The organism is Nostoc cycadae WK-1 (assembly GCF_002897135.1).
Classification (GTDB): Bacteria; Cyanobacteriota; Cyanobacteriia; order Cyanobacteriales; family Nostocaceae; genus Nostoc_B.
Genome location: NZ_DF978432.1, coordinates 15,634 through 38,626 on the forward strand (window position 1 = coordinate 15,634; position 22,993 = coordinate 38,626).

Annotated in this window: 12 protein-coding genes and 1 pseudogene; 11 read left to right on the plus strand and 2 right to left on the minus strand. The window is 40.0% G+C overall.

The window, feature by feature from the left end:
- The first annotated feature begins 36 nt into the window (after window positions 1-36).
- Window positions 37-2,187 (plus strand): caspase family protein, encoded by a 2,151-nt coding sequence (locus NCWK1_RS17765; RefSeq protein ID WP_103125626.1) that lies wholly within the window; start codon window positions 37-39, stop codon window positions 2,185-2,187.
- A gap of 225 nt (window positions 2,188-2,412) precedes the next feature.
- The gene (locus NCWK1_RS17770) at window positions 2,413-5,649 is read left to right on the plus strand and encodes a DEAD/DEAH box helicase (protein WP_222838796.1); all 3,237 of its coding nucleotides are present in this window, start codon (window positions 2,413-2,415) and stop codon (window positions 5,647-5,649) included.
- A 91-nt stretch (window positions 5,650-5,740) separates the two neighbouring features.
- On the opposite strand, the gene NCWK1_RS17775 is transcribed toward NCWK1_RS17770, so the two are convergent.
- Window positions 5,741-6,916, minus strand: coding sequence for a helix-turn-helix transcriptional regulator (locus NCWK1_RS17775; RefSeq protein ID WP_103125627.1), 1,176 nt, complete (start codon window positions 6,914-6,916; stop codon window positions 5,741-5,743).
- Window positions 6,917-7,318: 402 nt separating this feature from the next.
- Between NCWK1_RS17775 and NCWK1_RS17780 the strand changes: the two genes are divergently transcribed.
- Genes NCWK1_RS17780 through NCWK1_RS17790 form a run of 3 tightly spaced genes read left to right on the plus strand, consistent with a single transcriptional unit; the run spans window position 7,319 to window position 17,512 of the window.
- Window positions 7,319-10,219 (plus strand): chromosome partitioning protein ParA, encoded by a 2,901-nt coding sequence (locus NCWK1_RS17780; RefSeq protein ID WP_103125628.1) that lies wholly within the window; start codon window positions 7,319-7,321, stop codon window positions 10,217-10,219.
- A 4-nt stretch (window positions 10,220-10,223) separates the two neighbouring features.
- On the plus strand, window positions 10,224-11,147 hold the full coding sequence (locus tag NCWK1_RS17785; RefSeq protein WP_103125629.1) for a hypothetical protein: 924 nt from the start codon (window positions 10,224-10,226) through the stop codon (window positions 11,145-11,147).
- Entirely contained in the window at window positions 11,144-17,512 is a 6,369-nt protein-coding gene (locus NCWK1_RS17790; RefSeq protein WP_103125630.1) for a DEAD/DEAH box helicase, read from the plus strand. The genes NCWK1_RS17785 and NCWK1_RS17790 overlap by 4 nt, the downstream gene beginning before the upstream one ends.
- Window positions 17,513-17,666: 154 nt before the next feature.
- On the opposite strand, the gene NCWK1_RS17795 is transcribed toward NCWK1_RS17790, so the two are convergent.
- The gene (locus NCWK1_RS17795; protein WP_103125784.1) at window positions 17,667-18,158 is read right to left on the minus strand and encodes a hypothetical protein; all 492 of its coding nucleotides are present in this window, start codon (window positions 18,156-18,158) and stop codon (window positions 17,667-17,669) included.
- A gap of 176 nt (window positions 18,159-18,334) precedes the next feature.
- Here NCWK1_RS17795 and NCWK1_RS17800 point away from each other — a divergent pair, with 176 nt between their 5' ends.
- The 6 genes and pseudogenes from NCWK1_RS17800 to NCWK1_RS29635 all read left to right on the plus strand — a co-directional run bounded on the left by NCWK1_RS17800 (window position 18,335) and on the right by NCWK1_RS29635 (window position 22,906).
- Window positions 18,335-19,417, plus strand: a complete 1,083-nt coding sequence (locus NCWK1_RS17800; protein ID WP_103125631.1) for a tyrosine-type recombinase/integrase — start codon at window positions 18,335-18,337, stop codon at window positions 19,415-19,417.
- Between the two features lie 244 nt (window positions 19,418-19,661).
- The gene (locus NCWK1_RS17805) at window positions 19,662-20,132 is read left to right on the plus strand and encodes a hypothetical protein (protein ID WP_016869159.1); all 471 of its coding nucleotides are present in this window, start codon (window positions 19,662-19,664) and stop codon (window positions 20,130-20,132) included.
- A 204-nt stretch (window positions 20,133-20,336) separates the two neighbouring features.
- Window positions 20,337-20,828, plus strand: a complete 492-nt coding sequence (locus NCWK1_RS17810) for a hypothetical protein (protein ID WP_103125632.1) — start codon at window positions 20,337-20,339, stop codon at window positions 20,826-20,828.
- Between the two features lie 54 nt (window positions 20,829-20,882).
- Window positions 20,883-21,446, plus strand: a pseudogene (locus tag NCWK1_RS17815) (GNAT family N-acetyltransferase).
- The gene (locus NCWK1_RS17820) at window positions 21,443-21,982 is read left to right on the plus strand and encodes a hypothetical protein (RefSeq protein ID WP_103125633.1); all 540 of its coding nucleotides are present in this window, start codon (window positions 21,443-21,445) and stop codon (window positions 21,980-21,982) included. The pseudogene NCWK1_RS17815 and the gene NCWK1_RS17820 overlap by 4 nt, the downstream one beginning before the upstream one ends.
- Window positions 21,983-22,738: 756 nt before the next feature.
- The gene (locus NCWK1_RS29635) at window positions 22,739-22,906 is read left to right on the plus strand and encodes a hypothetical protein (protein ID WP_187308174.1); all 168 of its coding nucleotides are present in this window, start codon (window positions 22,739-22,741) and stop codon (window positions 22,904-22,906) included.
- Window positions 22,907-22,993: the final 87 nt, after the last annotated feature.

Sequence of the window (22,993 nt, forward strand, 5' to 3'; positions counted from 1 at the left end):
CATTTTTAAGCGCAAGCAGGTGTAAATCAAAAATTTATGCGTAAAATTTATGCACTTCTTGTTGGGATTAACAATTATCATCCTGCTTCTTATCCTCCAGTACCCTCACTACAAGGCTGTGTCGCTGATATCGAAGCTATCCGAGATTACTTAGATGAACGAATTAATAAGGATGAGTATGAACTAGTAAAACCTCAGAATATAAAATGCATACTACTGAATCAAGATGCAACTCGTCAAGCAATTATAGATGGCTTTCAGCATCATTTATGCAATGCAGGTTCTGATGATGTTGTGCTTTTCTACTATGCTGGTCACGGTTCTCAGGAGAAGGCACCGGAAGAGTTCTGGCATCTGGAACCAGATCACTTGAACGAAACCTTAGTTTGCTATGACAGCCGCACAGCAGGTAGTTGGGATTTAGTTGATAAGGAATTATCTTATTTGATTGCCAAGCTTGCTGAACGACAACCACACATTATTGTAATTTTAGATTGCTGTCACTCTAGTTCTGGTACAAGAGAGGGAGTTTTGGTTACGGATGTGCGTACTGCACCGTCAGATGCACGAGTACGATCACTGCACGATTTCATCTTTGCAGAAGATCGAGCATTTGCAGAATATTTACTCACTTCTAACAATGCTGGACAGAAGTCCAACCGTCTGGTGTTTCCTCAAGGGAAGCACGTCCTCCTCGCAGCCTGTCGCGATCATCAGGAAGCTAAGGAATATTTGACAAAGGATGGGTCACGCAGAGGTGTGTTTTCTTACTTCTTGTTACAAACACTACAACAGACAAAGGGGAACATTTCTTATCGTGATTTAAACTGGAATATTAATGCGTTAGTCGCAGGTAAAGTTCGAGGTCAGTCACCTCAAGCAGAGGCAATCAACCCCGACGACCTTAAGCAAAGTTTTCTAGGTAAAAATGCAATTAAAGAACGTCCCTCTTATTTTGTCTTGACCCACAACCTAGAAAATAACTGGGTAATCAATGGAGGTGTTATACACGGTGTTCCTAAGATTGCTGAGCGGGAAGAAGCTATATTGGCAATCTTTCCAACCAACGATGAAGAGCGCTTACGTCACTTGTCAGATCCTTTAGCTACAGCCAAGATTACAAAAGTACGGTCAAATCATAGTGTTGTCCAAATTATTGATAACGAAAAACCATTAGATGAGCAATCAAGCTATTGGGCAGTAATTATCAGTTTGCCGCTCAAACGGTTGAATATTTACTTTAAGAGCGATACTCATAGTACAGTTGGAATAGAGCGTGCGGTGCAAGCTCTTCAGACTCGGAATTATAATCAATACCCTTCACTATATCTCAGTCAAACAACAGAGCCGGAAACTGCTGATTATCACCTTTTAGCTCACTGTGGGCAGTATTGGATCACCCATCCTGCGGATAATCGTCTTTTGATCCCTCCCGTTCCAAGCCAACCTCATCCGCAAGGTGATTACACACTCCAGTCAGCTTCCCAGGTGATTCGACATCTAGAAGCGATCGCACGTTGGCAGAACATTTTGGATCTTGCCAGCCCAGCAAATAGTAGCATTAGGTCTACCGATATCACCCTAGAAATTGAGATTTTGCGAGGAACTCAAGCAACTACTCCAGATTCAGATTCTACTTATAGCACATCCACAATTGCAGACATACGCCTTGAATATGTTTATGACAATGACAATACTGAGTGGCAATTTCCAGGCATTCAACTAACACTTACTAATCATAGTAATAAAACACTTTACTGTAATGTTTTGCTGCTATCAGAAAATTACAAGGTGGATCTGCCATTCTTTGAAGCACAGAGTAGTGTAAGAATTCCACCAAATGAACAGATTGTGAGTAAGCAGATTGGTTTGTTTATCCCAGCTGATTATCTGGAGAAAGGTATTACCGAATACAAGGATATTCTCAAGTTGATTGTCAATACAACTGACTTTGATGCCAGTCTCTTGGAACAAGAGGGGTTAGCTCCAGCCACTAGAACACGCTCTACCATAATTCCCAAGGGACTTTTAAATCGTTTAATGGATCGGATTTATACTCGCGATGGCATTCCATTTTCTAATGAAAGCAATGACCATTGGACGACGCAGGCGATCGCAATCACAATTGTACGCCCTCAAGACGCTAAACTTATCCAATCCAACCAAGATGTTGTTTTGCAAGAATGATAGTAAATAATATCTAATGTACTAAGCGTATTAGACTCCCATTCACGATCTCCTATTACTCGATAAAGGTCTAAGGCTTGCTGCAAAGTTTGAAGTGCTTGAGAAAACTGATGGTTTTGATAAAATTCCAAGCCCTGATGAATAAGATCGTCAGCTTGCATTTTTGCTATATTGTCCATTTACATACCTGTTAAAAATTAACCTACCCTTTCTTAGGAGCTTAGCGTGACTTCTGCTGAACATTGTCATCCACTTACCAACCTACGCGATGCCATAGCCTTTCAGCCTGAGCTTAACGAACTGCCAAGCACGGAACGTCAGGGTATGAGATTCAAAGGATTATTCATTGGTATCGATCGCCACGACTCATCCAAAATCTCGTGGTTAAGCTGTGCCAAACGTGATGCCACAGCACTCCATGCTTTATTCTGTGACACGTTGGGTGGTGAAGCTGAGCTTTTGATTGACCAGCAAGCCACTTACCAAGCCATTCTCGAATGTTTGGCCGCTCTAGCAACTTGTAACGAAGAGGATCTTGTTGTTATCGCGTTCTCTGGCCATGGAACCAATTCTCATCAGCTTGTTGCGTATGACACAGATACTTACAACTTAGATAACACATCAATCTCTCTTGAATTTTTAGCTGAGCAAATTGCACAAATTCCAGCACGTCGGCTCATATGCTTCTTAGATTGCTGCTTTTCTGGTGGTGTAGAAGCCAAAGTGTTTCAGGTTGAAACTGTGGCACGCAATTTGGAATCTGTTGATGCTGCGCTATCTCAATTGTCCGGGGAAGGACGAATAATTTTGACGGCATCAGGTTCAGCGGAATCAGCCTATGAAAATATACTACTTGGGCATGGCTTACTGACCCATTATTTATTGGAAGCCCTACAAGGAGCAGAAGAAGTACAACAATCTGGCAAACTCGCTGTTTACCCCTTGCTTCAATACATTACGCAGCGAGTTATTGACGCATCCACTCAGCTTGGTAAGCCACAGCATCCCACACTAAGGGGCAAAATTGACGGTAAGTTACTTTTACCTATTTTTAAACCTGGTTCATTGTACCGAACGGCATTTCCAGAACGATCACATCCTGAAGTCACATCTGATATTCAAAGCCTTGCTGCATATGGTTTTCCAGAAACTTTACTTCAAACTTGGGCAACAGTCATTCCCTCCTTCAATGCGCTTCAACTTGCAGCAATCAATGAATTTAAGGTACTAGAAGGAGAGCATCTGGTTGTGTCAGCACCCACTTCTTCAGGCAAGACGACCATAGGAGAACTGGCTGCGTTGAAAAGTGCGCTAGAGCGCAAGCGGGCGCTATTCCTATTGCCACTCAAAGCGTTAGTTAGTGACAAATTTAGAACTTTTAATGAAGCTTACGGTTCGTTTGGCATTATCACAATGCAAGCTACAGGGGAAACAGACGATATTACACCCTTGCTACAAGGACGGTATGACATTTGCCTGCTCACCTATGAGAAATTTGCATCCGTTGTTTTGACAAATCCATATATTCTGAATCTGGTTGGTACAATTGTAATTGATGAAGTCCAGATGATCGCGGATGAAACGCGGGGTGTGAATCTAGAGTTTATCTTAACTTTGCTGCGAGTGAGACGACGGCAAGGGCTTGAGCCTCAAGTCATTGCCCTCTCAGCGGTTATTGGAAATACAAATGGGCTGGAACATTGGCTAGGTGCACGCTTACTGCGGCGGGAAGAACGACCTGTTCCCTTAGATGAAGGAATTTTACTTGCTGATGGGCGTTTTCGGTTTATTGATGGGGATTCTGGTGAAGAAAAGATAACGGAGCCACTCTTTCAACCCCAGCCCATTAAGAATTCTAGTCAGGACTATGTGATTCCACTGGTTCAGAAATTGATTAATGAAGGGAAACAAGTGCTTGTTTTCCGCGAGAAAAAGGGAGAGGCTCGTGGATGTGCACTTTATTTGGCTAGAGAACTAGGATTGCCACCGGCTCAAATAGCTTTAGATTCTTTACCAACTGGCGACGACTCGAAAGCTTCAACCGATTTGAAGTTAGCATTGCAAGCCGGCGTTGCATTTCATACTAGCGAACTTACCGTAGAGGAACGAAGAGTCATTGAAGAGCAGTTTCGTGCCAAGAAGACAACCTTGCGAGTGATTGCGGCTACAACCACTCTGGCAATGGGAATTAACACACCAGCTGAAGCTGTTGTTATTGTTGGTTTAAACCATCCTCTGGCTAACAAAGGATCTAGTCCTTATTCAGTAGCAGAGTACAAAAACTTGGCTGGACGTGCCGGACGACTTCAGTTGGCAGAAAGAGGAACCTCTTACCTGTTAGCTTTAAATCCACGCCAAGTACACAATTTTTGGACACAATACGTCAAAGGTAATCCAGAATCCCTGACTTCTCGCTTCTTAAGTACTGATACCGATCCAAGAGCACTGCTTTTACGGATTCTTTCTACAACCCAAAAGTTACCCAAGCTAAAAGCAACCCAGCAGTTACATATGCAAGGAATGCAGGCGGAGGATTTAATTGAGTTTTTGGAATCCAGCTTTGGTGCATTCCAACAAATGCAATTTGCCCACCAATGGAAATGGGATCGTAACCAGCTTATAACAGCACTTCAGAGTTTGTCGCAGCATAGACTGGTTGAGGCAGATGAAAACAATTTCTATTACCTAACCCCTTTGGGACGATTAGCTGGAGAGGCAGGCGTTGAGGTTGAGTCGATCATCCGTCTAGTCGCCTGCCTTTCCCAACTCAATCCTGAATCTATTCGTGAACCAACACTCTTGGCTGCAACACAGTTAACAGTTGAGTTGGATCGACTTTTGTTTCCGATCAATTGGAAAAGCACAAACAAAGAACCTACTGTTTGGAAACAAGAACTTTTAAGACAAGGTGTTCCTCATTTGTTACTGAATGCTCTGAATTTGGGTGTTACCAATCAGCATCAAAGCACTTTAAGAGCAAAGAAAGCAGTTGCTTGTCTTCTATTTGTAACCGATAGATCAACAGCTGAAATTGAGAGTATTCTTACACAGTTTGGAGGTACGCTCGGTGGAGCAGCAGGAGCAATTCGTGACGTTGCTGAACGAACCTGCGATTTATTACTTACTGTAGCTCAAGTCGCAGGAATACTGCATCCTAACCTTGATTTAGACGAACCTATTTCTCGTTTGCTCATACGGCTGAATGTTGGAGTTCCGCCAGCAGCTGTTGATTTGGCAAAGCAGGTAGCCACTCGTTTGACACGGGGTGAATATCTGCAATTACTTCATGCTGGACTTTGCAATATAGACGCGATCGAAACAGTGTCTGATTCAGATATTCTCTCTCACCTCAACCATGATATCGAAAAGCTAGCCATTGTGAGAAAGGCTGTGAAACAACACCGTCAGCAAGAACTTGAGCCAACTCTCCTTTCACCAATTCTTGAACCTTTTGAAAGTTAGCCGCTGAAATTAACCGCTTAGTGTCCTTTGCGATCGCTATAACCAAGCATTTAATCAATTACGGCTAGAAAAGAAAGGAGATGCCAATAGTTTAAAGATAACGAGCGAGCAATTCCTGAGCAACTTGCTTGTGTTTTTCTACCAATTCCTTTGGTGTAAGGAATTGAGCGCTACCCATAAAGCGATAAACCCAACGGCTAAATTCCGCCAGCGATCGCGGTGGAAGTTTGAGACTGTAATCAAGATAGCTTGGTTTTCCATCTGGAGTTTTGGCTCCAAAAGAAATTTTCTGGCTTTTATGGCGTTTTTCGCCTTCTTGGATAAACACCATAACATCAGGGAAGAAGCGCACGGTTACGTTAATAAAATCTAATTTGCCCTGTCGCTCTAAACTTTGTTCTTCTTGTTTACCTAAATATAATCCCCAGCCATTCTCCAGTAGTTCATGTGCGACTTGGAGGCTTTGCCATTGTTCTGTTAAATCCCGTTCTTTAGAGCCAAGCAACTTAAAGTGTTCGGTAAACCTATCCAACCTTGAGGTAGCTAAATGTCCATTCTGGCAATCTTCATGCAATAGATACCAAGCTACATCTGAGTAGATAAGTTGTAAAGGATAGATATTTAAAAACTCAGTAATACCTTGTTGATAAGCATTGCGACTGCGATAAATTTCTATTGCCTGACCCTGAATGATAGCACTTTCTAGCTGTTCTAGTTTCTCAAAAAGGGTGCCACGATACTTGCTATCAGCCATCATTTCTTCTGGGTCGGTGTAAATAATAGCTCGATTGATTTGCGCTCGCACTGGATAAACAATTTCATCCGCTAAGTTCAGCCCCCGCAATCTTCGCATCAATATCTGGTAGATCTTATTAACTTGCGGATCTTGTTGATACTTTGCTTGCGAACTCAAGGCATTGAACGCAACCTGTAGTTCCATCAAACTCATTGCACCAGTTCCCAGGTAATAACCCCAACGATATATGCGGCTGTCTAGAATGTTGTAGCGACGCAATGTCCGCAAATCTTTTCGCAGCGTGTGTAGCGAATAAGTCGGTAAATCAATACCGCAATCACGAGCAACTTCTTGCAAGCACCTACTTACCTCAGCAAGTGCATCGTGAGAATCTCCAGATTTTGGTTCAATTGAATTATTTAAATCACTACTACCTACTCCGGGATAACGCACAAAAGTTGCAATTAGTAGCATCAACCGTTCAAAGGCCTGGAGGTCAGTGTATGGATGAGTAACAGGCTTCTTGGGCATTTTAATTTGTCAAGTAAAAGAAAATATTCAAACAGTACTTAGATTAACCTCTCAAAGCCTTACTGGTGTTGTTTTTTAGGCTAATTTTAACTAATCCAATCAATACTCGGATTTATTAGATTTCAGGAAATGCCTTTTGCTACTATGCAGTTTAGATACGGAAGTCAAAGAACTCAAGTTACATTGTACTCAAACGACAACAGTACTAGACCGAAGCTCTAAAATATTTTAAGTATAAATTTGAACTAATGGTAAAAATAGTTACTTAAACTGTTTTTAGGGAATATTAAACATAAAGATACTTTTTTGTCAGGGCAGCAAACGAACTTTGTTAGTTGTCTAGTTAGTAAAAATTTAAGTATCTAACTAAGTAATTTTGCTAGGTTAGTTATCTATCAAATAATGACTACTTTTAACTTCTCTCAACCAAGACATACACAACAGCTTTGGCAGAAAATTTTATCATATTGGTCTCATTCCAATCGTCCTAAAGGGCAGCGATTTTTGGGTAGCGTTCAGATTAGCCAAAAAGCCACCGAGCAAGTTTTAGATATTGTAGGCTATAACTTGAGAAATCTAGATACAGTTACTCATCATAAGTTGCATAAAATATTTGATGAACCTGAACAAAATTGGCTAAAAATTATAACTTTTGCTCTATCAGAGTATGCCTACTATTATTCAAGTGTTGAAGAAAAATTTTGGTATGGTTTTTGTCAAAAATTAAATATTTTATGTAATCAAAGCATAGAAAATACACTACGTCAGCTTGTAGGTGAAGGATTTGACCTACTGGGTATTGTCCAAGCTAAAGGAGGATATCGTTACGTATCAACCTTATGGTTACAGAGTGGTATCCCTCAGCAAAATCTCACTCATTTTTCTCAGTTAGTTCAGGAATTCTCAAATGAGTATGGATGGTGGGAAATTGCTCATAGTTCATGTGAAGATATTTCCGAAGAACTATTATCTTTTTGTCGAGAAAAGCATTCTCAATGGGGTACTCTGATTAACTTTCTCAAAGCAAGTTGCCCACAGAAGGAAAACGAGGAAGTTGAACCAATTTCTGGACAGTTACTTCAAGGTATTGCTATTGTCGCTGTTGAACTTGAACGTCAAGGAACGTTACCTGAAGAACTGAAAAATAACAACGAACGCGAAAAAATTCTGGGAAGCTATTACTTACCAAATAATTTTTTCTTGAGGGATTGGAACAGTCTAATTCAGGTTTTAACTCCTAAACAACGTCGTTTTGGGAATAGCCGTAAAATAATTAGCCGTCGTCAAAAGCCTTTATCTTTAGTTTTAGATACTGCTGACTCCTTAAATATACAACTAGTGCTGCCAGAGCAAAACCTTTGGAAGAAAGGGTGGGATAACTTGGGTGGAACTTTCTGCCAGATTCCAGAAGCGACTTGGGAAGGTACTATACCCTCAAAGCCAGGACTAATTATTCCCGAACAAGTTGTAGACATCAGGAATGTGGCTGAACTATGGAAGTGGCAACTGTTAGATCACCGTAGTAAAAGCTTAACTGAATGGAAACTTGAGGGAGTAGCCAGCAATTTTCCCTGTTTAATATTTGATGCTTGGACAGGCGATCGCATTAATTTAGACTCTGCTAATCCTAGCATTAGGGGAACCAAAGAGATTATTTTATTTGCCCCTAAAGGTGTCAGTCTAGACTTTGGTAATGGTATTGAAATCCTAGATAGTTGTGTACCATCTAGTATCAGAGGCTGGCAGGGTCAACAGCTTACACTTACAACGAAAGAATCATCAATTGTCTTCATAGTAATTTCTTATGAAGAGATTACTACATTTCGAGCGATTAGCTGGAAACCTTCTTCTGACGAACAGCCAAGCTTAAGAGGACTGAAGCTGAAGGGTAAAAAATCTGTTTATCTGGAAATTCCCACTTTTTGGTATCCACCCATTGAAGGAGAAATATCCTTAAATATTTCTATCGAAAATATTACCCATCAAAAAACACTTATTACTACAACTGAAATAGTACAGCCAAGCGATAGATGGCAGGCAATTCCTCTTGATAAATGGATTACTGTACCAGGTAAATATGAAGCCCGCTTTTGGAATCAATCTCATCGATGGTCATATAAATTTGAAATTCAATCAAACTATCAAATAACTGGCAACCCTGAGATTAAGAATTTAAAGATTAGTTTGTCAGATAAATCTCAGGTAGATAAATTACCAATTTTATGTAATTCTACTGATAAGTTCTGGGCAGAAGAAATTCAAATAGGAGAGCTTTTACCTCTAGAATCTATCAGTTTATATTTATACGATCAACAGGAAACTATATTTTCTCAATGTCAAGCAGATTCACTAGGTTTTTTAGGCATAAACCTAGTAACTTTCTATAATTTATTATCTCCTAACTCTAATTGGTATGCTTTAAATTTCCAGAGGTTAGGTGAGGAACCGCAACGTTTAATAGAAACGGAAATTTCTCCCTTTGTAATTAGCTGTACTTGGGCGAATCAAGCAGTTCACCTATCTGGTTTATTATCTGGCGAAGTTTATTCATTATCATGCTGGAATTTACTTTTACCTGAAAAATACCCAGTAGAAATTAAAATTTCACCAGTTTCGTTAAATGAAGATAAAATTACTGTTCTATTAGCATTGCCACCTGGAATTTATCACATTCAGCTAATAGGTTCACGTAAACTACGACACAACCTTGGTTGGTGGTGTGGTAGTAATCAAAATGATTTACCTGATGAAACTTTAGAAAATGAAGATTTGGCAGATTACTGCTACACCATTCTGGATAATGAATCTGTTAGTGATTTTGTGAAATCTGCCAAATATGATTATGATCCCTATTTATTGCAAACAGCTATCGATAGCCTAAAAAATTTACCATTTTATCTTCCAGAATGGTTACAGATTAATTCTCTTAGAGAGAAACTCCAAGCTCTTGTTGAAAATCTAAAAATCGAGTTAAAAAGTCAGGCAAGTACGCAAGAAGTAACAATATCAAAAGTAGCGAATACTGGCAATGTAGCAGCAACTCAAGAAAATTGGTTATTAATCAGGTTAAGAAATCCTAAAAAACGTAATTTTGTTTATAAACAAGTAGAAATAATGATGACCAAGAATCATCAACTAAAAGCAAATTTAAGTATTCATATTCCTCAACTATTTATTTTTAGCGACATTTTGTTACTAGAATATAAAAATATAAAAGATATTAAGATTTATCTACCTCAAGAATATATTAAAGAAATGGAATATGTAACCTACAATGATGCTCAAAAAATCTTAAACAATTAAAATTATGTTAAATGAAAAAATTACTCGAGTACTCAGTAATCACCGTCATTCTGATAATCGAACAATCCCACAGCCTTTAACAAGGCATCAGATTATTTCGCTGTTAGTTTCAAGTCTTTCTCCTAACGAATCTCAAGAAAACCTAACAGATACAATTCAAGATACCCTAAATGAATTGCAAGCAGAAGGGGAAGTGCTAGCAGGAAGACGCAACCATTACTGTATGGCTCCTCCGATGGTTTTGGCTCAAAATAAAGAAGATTTGAGAAATTTGTTATTTCGGGGCGATCGCGCTTATTTGACTCTGGCTCATCAAGTCCTAGAAAGTCAAAAAAACCCTCAAAATCCTTTACTATTGCGCCCTAAAAGTAATCAATTTCATAGAATTAAAGACCGTCTAAGTCAAGCTGGTATTCGGTTGTTGACTATTTCAGATAGTATTGAAAATTTACCAATACCAAGAAGACCCTTGAAATCGGAGTTGCGTTCAACTTGGACGGAAGACCCTTTTTCTATTAAAAATTGGCAAAATGGAAGCTACATTCAGCGATACATACCCTGTAATGAAGCGCAGAAAGAACGTTGGCGCAATCCGAGTAGCGAGAGTATCAAAAACGAAGATATATTGCGCTTGCCCACAGGTGAATATCTCTGGTTTGAAGACCAAAATTTTTATGAATTAGAGCCAGATTTAGCTATTTTAGCCATGTTCTACCAGGACAAACAAATGGGATGTCCTTTAAAAATAATTTGGGATGAACCTCCAGGAAAGTTAAATTTGCAAGGTGTCTATCTTCCCAGTACCTATGCACAGTGGTTATGGCATATTTCTGAGCCTGGAGAAGAATACAGAACTCGAAATTTTCAATCAAAAAACTGGCCACTTGTAAAAGAAGCATTTAAACGTTTAGGAGCTAAATTAGTATGACTAAATATCTAGATCCAATCGCAGCAGTTGAACAACCCCGTGCAGACTTTATTCGCTATTTACTTACGGCTTACCCCCTACGTGACCCCCATCTCCGCTACGGCTTTAAGCAATTATTAGAGCAATCTGGAAACCTTTGGCAACATCCTTACCTCGAAGGTTCCCAGCCGTATAAATCAAGTCTTAGTATCAATGATTTGGTCGAACAAGGGGTTTTACACCCTGATATGGCAACACTATTTATACCTAGTAGCCGTCGGTTGTACGAACATCAAGAAAAAGCTATCCGCGCAGTTGTGGAACAACAGCAAAATATAGTCGTTGCGACTGGTACAGGTTCGGGAAAAACTGAGTGTTTCCTGACACCCATGCTCGATATGCTGCTGAAAGAAGGAGATAATTTATCGATCGCTGGAGTGCGGGTGCTAATTTTATACCCGATGAACGCTCTGGTAAATGACCAAGTTAAACGTCTGCGGCAATTATTATGTCGCCAAAAGACGACAACCAAAACTAAATTTGGATTCTACACCAGTCGCACCGAAAAGGACAGAGGTAAAGCAATAGAGTCATTAAGAGAAGAATTTGCAGCTTACGATCCAGAAGAACTGCGGCAATTATTTACCTCGGCTGAAATAGAATCTATAAAAGATGAGGAATTAATTGATAAAGCTATTGAAAAAACTAGCCAAGTGCAATTACTCTCAAGAGAAGAAATGTGGGAAGCACCACCCCATATTTTAATTACCAACTACTCCATGCTGGAGCATATGTTGATTCGACCCAAGGAGCGAGAAAAAATTTTTGAGGCTTCAGTAAATACTTTCAAAATGTTAGTAGTAGATGAAGCTCACACCTATGATGGTGCTAAGGGTAGTGAAGTTTCCATGCTGTTGGAGCGTTTTAAAGCTTCCGTAGGTGTGGAACAAAAAGGTAAAATTCGCTGCATCGCTACCAGTGCCAGCTTAGGAGATGCTTCGGTTGATGATAAAGTTATCGCATTTGCAGGAGAGTTTTTTGGTGAAACTTTTAGTCAAGTAATTCGCGGTCAGCGTCTCAATGCCAAAGACCGATTAGGCAAACCTTATACCCTACCTGCTGCACTTACTAATGAAGAAATTATACAATATTTAAGTATTATTGAATTACCACAACAAGGTTCTCCAATTAGTTCTTGGTTTGACCCACTGAGCGCTATTGTACCCGAACAACAACTAAAATTAGCTGAGTCGCAAGCTGATAGCGATATCCACAAATTCCTCTGGTTTGCTCTCAAGGGACATCCCTTAATACATCGACTGATTAATATACTTTGTCGCGAACCTAAACCTTGGGAAGAAATAGTTCGCTCTACAGAATTATGGGGTGTAAATCTGCCAATTAAATTAGATGGTAGCGTTGATGATACAGATGCAGAAGTTGCACTAGCTCATTTGCTGCAAATAGGTACTCTCGCTCGTGCAAATCCAGATGATTTACCTTTACTTCCTGTGAGATTGCATCTTTTATTTCGCAGTTTAGAGGGACTTTATGCCTGTATTAATCCCAAATGTTCGGGAGCAGCGCACGACCCGCTTTATTCAGAGCGTGAAGCACGGTATGGGCAACTTTATTTGAATGAGAAAAAAACCTGTGAATGCTGTGGCTCCCCTGTACTAGAATTGGGTAGTTGTTCTCAATGCGGTCAGGGTTATGTATTTACTCAACGCCAAGATTCGGGAGAACTAGAATCTTTACCCAGATCAATTCAAGGATTAAAGGATAATACCAAGATTTACACTTTGACTTCTGGTAATTTAGACAGTGTAACAGAAGAAGAGGAAATGGGTGAAGATGAAGAGGAACAAGAATCAACAATCATAAAAAGTTTTAAATTTGAACTTCAAAAGCATGGCTGGATTGGTAAACTTCCAGATGAAGCGTTTACAAACAAAGTAACAGCACAACATGAACTTACTTTAGCATGGCATCGCCAAAAAAATGATAAAGATGAAGGTGGTTGTTATTTAAACAGATGTGCTGCTTGTGGTGCTGGAACTGGGCGCACTACTTTAGCAATCAATCGATTCGTGACTTATACAGATGGCCCATTAGAGGCGATGCTTGATAGTCTCTTTGAACTATTACCTGAAACAGAAAAGACTGATAAAAACTCTTCAAAGCGGAAATTACTTACCTTTTCCGATGGTCGTCAAGATGCAGCATTTTTCGCCTCAGACTATCAACGTACCCATACCGAAATGCTGTACCGTCAGATGCTTTGGCAAGCATTTCATCAGGTAAAAAACGCTGAAGGTATTACATCTGTTAATCAAGTAATTAACCAACTGAAAGCAAGATTTTTAGAATTTTATATTCCTCATCCTGACCGAAAATCTGATGCAAATTATAAAAGTTACCGTCCTAACGATCCAGATGAAGAACCTAAAGATAGAAAAAATAAAATAGATGCAGAAGATTTAGCTCAAAAACGAGCTAAGGAAATATTACTTAGAGAATTTGCTCTCGTTTTGAACCGTCGTTCAACTTTAGAAGCGTTTGCATTAGTAGCTTGCCATATTGATTTAGATGAACGATTGATTGAACTGGTTGCGGGTCATTTTGGAATCACAAACGATGAAGCAAGGATTTTTTTAACAGTCCTTACAGATATTATTCGTCGTGCAGGAATTGTCAGTATTGAAAATTCATCTTATTATTTCCCAGAAACTGGAGGGGATAGCCGTCGTCCCGAAATGGTAGATGCTCAGGGTAAATCCAAGAACTATTTATTTTTGAAGGATAAATTAGACGATGAAATCAAGAAATTTAAAGATTCAATTTCATTTATACCCTGGAAAAATGGGAAATTAAGAAAGCCATTCAATCGGCTAGGTTGGTATTTATCACAAATATTTGGTGAAGAAAACATTCCCAGCAAAGAGGATTTTTTATGGCTCTCCCGTCAGCTTCAAGATTTTGGCTTACTTGTTCCAGCCAAAAAGGAATATCAACTTAACTGGGGACAGTTAAATATTATTCAAACACAGGAAGATTGGTATCAGTGCAATTGCTGCCAGCAGGTTTTTCATGTTCCAGGTTTATCAAAAATCACGAAGGCGACACTTAACGTCCAAAAATGTTCAGCTTATAAGTGTAAAGGTACTCTTGAACCTTACACACCAGAAAAAATTGAACAAACTGCTGCCGAACATTACCAGCAATATTTAATTAAAAAACGCTCACCTTTACCACTGCGATCGCAAGAACATACAGCACAGCTAGGTGTTGCAGAACTAGAAAAACGCGAAAATCGTTTTCGCCAAGGTCGCATTAATATGCTCAGTTGTTCGACAACTTTAGAAATGGGTGTAGATATTGGTGAGTTGCAAGCGGTGGTTCTTCGCAATTTCCCTCCCCATGTTAGCAACTACCAGCAACGAGCCGGACGCGCTGGACGACGCACAGATGGTGTAGCTATTACTTTAATGTATGGGCAACGTCGTCCCCACGACCGCTTTTATTTTGAGCAACCAAAAGAGTTAATTGCTGGTAGCAATCAAATCCCCAAGCTTGATTCTGGTAACTTCCAAATACAGCAGCGTCACATTCATGCTGAGTTACTAGCTGCATTTTTACGAAAAAACTGGAATCTCAGTGCAGAAGAAATAAAAATAGCAGAGTTTTTGGATTTACCACTAGAAAATCCTGCTTCCTCTGAAAATTTCACTCCTCCTGCTGAAGCCAAGATTTGTAAGTTACAACAATGGTTAAATAGCAATGAAGCAGCAGACCTAGCCACGCAGTGGCTAACTCGGTTAGGTAGCTCTGAAAGTCAAGCTGCTATAGTGCTGAGAGGCTTTAAAGATGGGATTGAAGATTTTCAAGAGCAGCAACTTCAAGATTGGAATAGTTTAGCGGAAGATATGCTTGAACTACGAAACCGCATTACCGATCCATCTGAAACAAAAAATTTAGAGAAAATAGCCAGACTTATTGCTGGGACAAAGCGCGAACTTGATAAAATTGGCTCTCGTCGCCTACACAACGAACTAGCGCAAGCCAGTATCCTACCAATTTATGGTTTTCCTATTGACGTAGTTCGCCTTTTGACCGGGGAAAGCAATGAGTATAATTCGGCACAAGGAAAACATCGACTAGAACGCGATCGCCGACTTGCTCTTGGTGAATATGCTCCAGACCAAGAAATAATAGTAGATGACCGAATGTACAAAAGTGTTGGCATTCTCAAACCAACAGAATTAGAACAAAAGTTCTATTGGGTTTGTCAAAATTGTAATCATTTTTTAGATGCTAATACGGGAGATGAACTAGTAGAATCTTGTCCCGTCTGCGGTGATGAGCCATCTTCACCTGCGGCTAAAAAAATGAAACTTTACAAAGTTCCTAAAGCATTTACAACTGATTGGGAAAAACTTCCAGAAGTCACCCCATACATTAAACCGCAGCGTCAACCAGTATCTCAGATTTTTTTAATAAATGATGGAGATTTATCAGAAACCTTACCTCCACAATTGGGTTTGTATACTCTTACTGTTAGCAAAGGTGGAAATTTCTTTTTAGCTAATCAAGGTTCCTATGGTAAAGACAAAGGGTTTGATAGAAAAGGATTTGCAATTTGTACTACCTGTGGACGCGATTTGAGCGATTTATTACCCAAAGGAGAAACGAAAAAAAGCCGAGGTAAAAAAGGAGCCAATAAAAACTCTGCAACTAGCCAACAATCATCGCAAATTCCTCATACTCATCCCAGAACGGGAAAACCATGTTCTGGCCGCTATACATTGATGCATTTGGGACATGAATTTTGTAGCGATTTACTAAAAATTGTCTTTGACTCCAAAACCGAACCTACACCCCTGTTCGGCGAAGACGGAGAACGCGAAGATGACGGCGAAATTTTTACCAATACAAAAAATCGCAACCGAGGTTTAGAATTTTGGCGTTCTCTCACCTATGCATTGTTAGCAGCAGCAGCCCAAGTAATTGACGTACCGCGTACAGAATTAGATGGGCTGTTTACGCCTCGTTCGGACAAACGCGCTAACATTATTATTTATGACAATGTGCCTGGAGGGGCAGGATACAGCCGTCGCATTGCCGAACGCTTTGATGAAGTTTTAAAGACAGCATTAAAAATAGTTTCATCATGCAACTGTGCAACTAGTTGTTATGACTGTTTGCAAACTTACTCAAACCAGCCATTTCACAACCAATTTAATCGTCATTTAGTGGCAGATTTTCTTAGACCGATAGTTGAGCAAGTCAGTCCGGATGAAGAATTACAAAAATTTGCTCCCAACTCTAACAGAATAAGTTTGTCTCTCATAGCAGATAACTTACCAGCAATTTGCCGAGCGGCTGCACCAGATACTTTAATTTATTTACCCAAACTAATTGATGAGTTTGGTTTAAATAAAGGTTCAAATTTGCCTTGGTTAAATCTGCTTACAGATGCAGTTTATTCTATGAGACTGATTAATAAGCCACTTGAATTAATAGTAAACCATTTGCCAGACCCCAATGCACTTTCAGATGCTTCTTTAGATCAACGAAATCACCTCAAGGTTTGGCGAAAACGCTTACAACAGTTGATAGACCAAGGTTTAGTAAAACTTTACCAGGCTTGTGCTGAACATTTTCCTGAAAATTTACATCAGGATGTCCCAACTCTCTGTTTCAATAGCAACCAAAGTAATCGTATTGCACTGTCATTGCAGCAATTCTCAAACAATGAACCACCAACATGGTTTCAAACCCGAAGCCTAGAAGGTGTTAAAACAGTTTTTAGTCGGTTAGAAACATTACGCCAAGAAGCAAGACTTGTTCAAGCATTTGAGTTAGAAGATATAAACACTACCGTAATCTTCTTAAATCCTTCTGAGAAGGAATGGCGCGGCGACTTCAGCATATCAGAACTTAGAAATAAACTGAGATTAGAGACTGCTTTATCTGGAAGCAAGGTGACGAAGATTATCTACCGCGATCGCTATTTGAGGGAAGAAGGGGCTTCCATTTTAGTTGAATTATTAAAATGGGGTGGATTTGATACTCAATCTCATGTAGAAATTCTCACAGCCGAAGATAAGGATGCTAAGAACGCTTTTACCATAGAGAAAGTGCTTAAAAAAATATTTGTTCAACTCCAACCAAATGAAAATAATTTGTTGGTTCGAGTTAAACGCTCAGTTGATTTCAAACAATGGAGTCATCTTATTCCTCACGGTCGCGTTCTGGAAATCTACCGACAAGACGGACTGCATTATCAAGTGATTTTTGACATTGGGATGACCTTTTTAGCAAGAGAACAAGGAAAGTATCGTGTTAGATTTACCACTTATGTAGTAGTTGAGAAAACCATTTAAGATTTGAGGATGGCGAAGAATTGGCGTTACACAATTGAAAAAGCAACAGGTCAGTTTCAAAACAGCTAATCACGGGAAAACCCACAACTAAAACTAGCGCATCTCAATTTATTGGGGCTTATTTTGGGTCAAGACAATTGTTTTATAGCGAATTTCAAAAACCTTCAACATCTTCTCCTCCCACACCACCGGAGCCTTCCCCAAAAAGCCAATCGCCATCACTGTCGGCATTACCTTCGCCATCCACCTGAAGATTTAAGGAAGGTATTAGCTGTTCAATTTGGCTTTCAAGTCGGGAGATCGCCAGTGTTAAAGAAGCAAGTTGCTCCCTATCCTTCTTAATTTCATTTGAAATCCCCACCCGCAATTGATTTAACCGCTCCTGGAGCGTATGCACTTCCGTTTTGGTCGCAGAAGGAATATTCACCTTCTCTTCCAGGGCGGCGATTTGAGCTTTCAACGCTTCAATTTCAGCAGCAGTTGCACTTACACCATCCGCACTCTCTTCCACAAGTGCATTTCTAATACAATCCAGTACAAACTCCTTAAAAGTTAAGCGCAACTCCTCAGCACGCTGCTTGGCCTGCTTCACCAACTCCCGGTCTTCTTCAGACAGAAGTTTTATATTTATCTGCGGATATTCCACCATCGGGCATCCCAACACGGCTAATACCATCATCGCATACGGGATATCCGCGGATATACGATATAGATTATTTTCGATGAGTAATTTTGTGGTGCTTGGGAAACAACTATCATAAAGATACCGGGAATTACAGTTCTCGGCATCATAATTATCAGTGGGGGTTGGGGATTTATCTTATGGAAAATTTACCCGTCAAAAGCGTGGAATCACTTGCTGTGGAGGTGGTGACTCTACCGCTTGATGAAGCTCGTGTTGCGCTTGTGGATTATTATTTTCCCAACCGCCAGAAAATTAATTCGACACAACAGCTAATTGAGCTATGGGTGCATTCTGTCACTATCAAAAGCGACCAAACACGACGGGCATATCGGCAAATTGGTTATGAGCTTGTCGATTATATGCAGTCGCGGTTTGGGATATCTGATTTGAGGATGGTAACGTTATTCCATCTACACGCTTATCTGGCTTGGCTCAAGGATGAAAAGCCAGTACGAGGAAAGAAAAATACTTATGGAATTAGTAAAAATACTGCGGCTAAGTACACGGCGGCGATTAAAAGTTTGTGGGAATGGGGTACTAGAGCTTCTATTGGTTATTTTGCTATCGACTTGGGCAAGGACTTAAGCATACAGTGGGACGATAAGCTCGCAGAGCGCATTCTCTCGGAACGCGAGATTGCTAAGTTGGAAAAAGCGGCGATGGCAGTAGACTTACAACACAACACTAATAAGATGCACTGGCTGCTGTTTACTCTCATGTTTTACAGTGGGGTGAGGGCGGGAGAAATTGCGCGGCAAACTTCTGATTATGGTAAGCGCATAGTTACGCCGGGGTTATTTTGGCGGCAGTTTCGGGAGGATGGAGATTGTCTGTTATTAACTGTGACGGGGAAACGAAATAAAACCAGGACTATTAGTCTCGATCCAGAAACTAGTGCGGTGCTACTGGATTACCGTGGCGATGCCAGCAATGATCAGCCGGTGTTTCCTAGTCCCAGTCGGCGGGATAGGGGTAAACCTCTAAGCGATCGCGGGTTGCGACTGATGATGGAGGAAATTTCTGCTTGTGCGGGAATTAAGTTCAGCGCCCACTTTCTCCGCCACACTCACGCAACGCTGGCTAAGAAAAATGGAGCTTCTGATTTTGACTTGCAAGCAGATTTGGGCCACGCTTCCCCGGCGACAACTGCAAAGTACATTCACCATGTTGGGCGTGTTGGGACTTCTCACGCACTGCGTAGAAAAAGCAAACATAGGTAAAAAATAAAAAACGTAGGTGTACCCCTACGGGGAAGCCACTCCAGAAGGCATCGCCTCAGCCGGGCGGTTAGGCCATCGCACTCATACGCTCATCATGATAGTGTCAAGGTAGTTATCAAGATGGAAACACGCTCAGTTGTTCCTGTCCGCGGATAATTTTACCTAGATAATACCTAGACATTACCTAGATATGAGCAATACAGGGAGAACAAAGAAGCTAGCATCTTTCAACTGTGACCAAAAGATGTGGGAGCAGTTTATCGCCCGTTGCAACTCGAAAGGCACGACAGCAACAGCGACGCTCACCCGTTTTATTGAGCTATACCTAGATGGTTCTTTAGATGACCTTGATGCAATTGCTGGTAATGAAAATAAACGTTTGGACTCTTTAGAACAAAAAACTGAAGAGATAACAGCCCAAATGAAACAATTCGCCGAGGCGATTATTAAAATTCAAAATTATCTCAACAACCAACCGAAACGGCAGAAGAAATCGTACAATAATAATTCATATTATCAAGGGCAAACTCCTCGAATCCAACCGCTAACGGAAGAAGGTTTAGCTTCAAGACTTGGTGTAAGTGTAGAAACTATACGCGAGCAGCGAATTAATCTGCCACCACCGCTTTTTGTGGGATGGTGCAAAGGCAAGGATAGAGCAGGGTTAGGATGGGAATTTAATCAGGATACGGGGTTATATCATCCGGCAAGTTAGAATTTTTATTAATTTTAAGAATTTCTGAATTTACACTGATTCGCTCTGTTAATGCGATCGCTGTTCAGAAAAGGAGTGGGATGGTTGGTCATAGTTGCAGTTTATCAAGAGTAGGAGCGCAATATTGTAACGCTCCTTGAATTAACCTCTGCTAGCTAAAATTTTAATTATGTACGGGTACATCTGACGAAGCAATGTAGGGAAATGGCAGAACTATACAAGGCTGGAATAATTGAGGTAACAGAGGCAGAAGCTGAAGATGAGGATGAAGATTTATTTGAAGTCGCGGTGCATTTTGACGGCGATATTTTTCTTCCCAGCGTTGTTTTTGAAGGCAAAGACCACGCATTGCGGCAAGCTAAAAAGCTTTATGATTGGCTAGAAGCTAATCATAAAGAAATTAAGGGTGAGCGACTACGTTGGCAATCATACACAGTTAATCGCGAATCTTTAAGAGAATACCCAGCTTGCTATTTACCTTACTACTACTCAAGATATGAGCAAAGTTTAGAAGTTTCAATTTTTGAGCGAGATCAAGAAGCCATTGCTTATGGTTGGTTGAGTGCTGAACCTTTACCCTACTATGTGGATAAAGAAAATAGTTTGGTAGTTATTGGAGAAATTTCAGATGATGCTGTGCTAGCTGGTTGGCATAAAGCCACTGATATACGCAGTTACTTTTACTCTTTTATTTAGTAGTAAAATAGTCGTTATAAGCTTTAAGAATAAGTTAATAACTAGGAGCTTTAGGTGCAGCGAAAAATCGAATTAAAAAGAGGTAGCGATAACACATCTGTTGAAGCATATTTGGTAGATTTAGGACAAAGACACGTTGATGATTATGTAAATGATTGGGTCGAAAAATTAAGGTTATTTACTCAAGAAGATAAATACTGGGACTGGATATTTAAATTAAGATATATTTCTAATCAAGCAAATCTTGAAGGTTATGCAGTTGAGTGCGAAAACAAAACTCAAGGATTAATGATAATAGAAACACAAATGCACGGTTCCCGGTTGAATATTGGTAAGAGACTAGTTTATGTTGATGGTATTGCAACTGCCCCCACTAACCGAATTTAAATTCAGCGTCCGCCTCAATTCAAAAGTGTTGGTCAAGCACTTTTAAATTTTGCCAGAATTAGAAGTGTTGAGCTTGGGTATGAAGGTAGAGTAGGGTTGCATTCTTTACCAAGGTCTGTAGGATTTTATGAAAAACAAAATATGTTTAACTGCGGGTCTGAAGAAGAATACGATAATTTGGTTTACTTTGAGTATGGTGTATTGAGACGGAGAGCAGGTGAAAATTTATGAATCATCAACAGCAAAATAATAATTCTCAGGTGAACGAGCCAGTAACAACCCAAGAAGCTATAGATTTACTTTTTGGTGAAGGATGGCTCGATGAGGCTGTTCGTATCGAAGATGAAGCCAATTGCACTATTGGTGCTGGTTTGGATTGGGGTAATGCACTACCACCTTTAATGCTTAACCTTCCTTTATTTGGTCGCCTATCAACGCTGCGTGTATCACTTAACCGTGAAATCAGGCTAATAATTGAAACATGGGATTTAGGTGTAGGTACAAAAGCAGCAACAGAGACTGCAAGGAGACGCATTAAAGAACGGTTGTTATCTCCTGCGCCTGAGCTATTACCTTACTTAGAAGCCACCCTGCTGCAAGATGATTTGTATGGTGAAGAATTTATATCTAACCGCGAAGCTCTCAAATCGCTACTTGCAGTACTTCTTACTGATTATGATAGAGCAGAAATTGCAGAGACGGCTGCTAATTCAATACGCGCACAAGTTATGTCGCAGGTGAATTTTTCCGAAAAACTTTCTGCTTAAATACTTAATATAATAACAACAATATTGCATCAAATTAAATCAAATTCATCAAAGGAGCAACCGCAAGAGTAGTAGGTACTTCAGTAACGCACAAGCAGAGCCTAATTATTAAAATTATTGTGTTGACAGATTCTTGCTCCCAGCAGCAAAAACGTGGTTGAGATGACTGTAAAAATTGCCTACCAACTTGACAAATGGCTTCAATCGAAGTGGCAAAGAGATACGCGATTCTACACCTTAACCCTTTGCCAAAACCTATTTGGAGAATGGACGATCACTAAAACTTGGGGCAGTGCCATATATAGAGGATTTGGCAAGTCAAAAGATTTAGATTGTCCTGATTATCAAGCCGCGTTAATAACTTACTACAAGCTCCAAGAGCGAAGAGAAAAGCGAGGGTATAAAAGAGTTGACCTGTAGTCAAGATATTGATGAATCTTTAGCTAGTCGCCATGAAAGTAGTTCATAACCTGATAAAAATTTATCAAATTTCTCCTTGCTATACTGGTAAATATTTTTCGTAACATCCTGACAGAAACCTCTCTCGATAACCAGTCTGACGATACCAACGTTCAAACTCTTCCTCAAAAGGAGTAATCGCCCATTCTACCTTGACCATTTTCTACGTTGTAGAATTTAATTTAGAGAAATCACCAATAATTATAAGAAGGGGAAAATTAATTTTCTCCCTTAATCATCAGAACTATAACAAGCACTAACGTGCAACTTCATTAGATGAATTGAAGTTGTATAGAGATGAAAACTGTTATAAAGTCTAACCCCAAAAAGGCACAAAAATCCCCAAAATCTACATTGCAGGCTCAACGAGTTAGCCTGTTTTTAGATGAGGCAGATTATTACGACTACGAAGCAGAATTAGCACAAGAAAAGTCAGACTACTATCACTTGCGGTACGGGTACTAGATTCAATCTCTTTTCAAGCATCAACTCTTCCTAGTCAACAAGCAGTAGCAGTTACCTGCTACTGGTTTTTTATATCAAAAAGTAAAT

What these genes read in the sequence shown, in the direction of transcription:
- NCWK1_RS17765 (WP_103125626.1), top strand. Translation starts at nt 37, where the DNA reads ATGCGTAAAATTTATGCACTTCTTGTTGGGATTAACAATTATCATCCT.
- NCWK1_RS17785 (WP_103125629.1), top strand. Translation starts at nt 10,224, where the DNA reads ATGTTAAATGAAAAAATTACTCGAGTACTCAGTAATCACCGTCATTCT.
- NCWK1_RS17805 (WP_016869159.1), top strand. Translation starts at nt 19,662, where the DNA reads ATGTGGGAGCAGTTTATCGCCCGTTGCAACTCGAAAGGCACGACAGCA.
- NCWK1_RS29635 (WP_187308174.1), top strand. Translation starts at nt 22,739, where the DNA reads ATGAAAACTGTTATAAAGTCTAACCCCAAAAAGGCACAAAAATCCCCA.
- NCWK1_RS17780 (WP_103125628.1), top strand. Translation starts at nt 7,319, where the DNA reads ATGACTACTTTTAACTTCTCTCAACCAAGACATACACAACAGCTTTGG.
- NCWK1_RS17810 (WP_103125632.1), top strand. Translation starts at nt 20,337, where the DNA reads ATGGCAGAACTATACAAGGCTGGAATAATTGAGGTAACAGAGGCAGAA.
- NCWK1_RS17820 (WP_103125633.1), top strand. Translation starts at nt 21,443, where the DNA reads ATGAATCATCAACAGCAAAATAATAATTCTCAGGTGAACGAGCCAGTA.
- NCWK1_RS17790 (WP_103125630.1), top strand. Translation starts at nt 11,144, where the DNA reads ATGACTAAATATCTAGATCCAATCGCAGCAGTTGAACAACCCCGTGCA.
- NCWK1_RS17800 (WP_103125631.1), top strand. Translation starts at nt 18,335, where the DNA reads ATGGAAAATTTACCCGTCAAAAGCGTGGAATCACTTGCTGTGGAGGTG.
- NCWK1_RS17775 (WP_103125627.1), bottom strand. Translation starts at nt 6,916, where the DNA reads ATGCCCAAGAAGCCTGTTACTCATCCATACACTGACCTCCAGGCCTTT.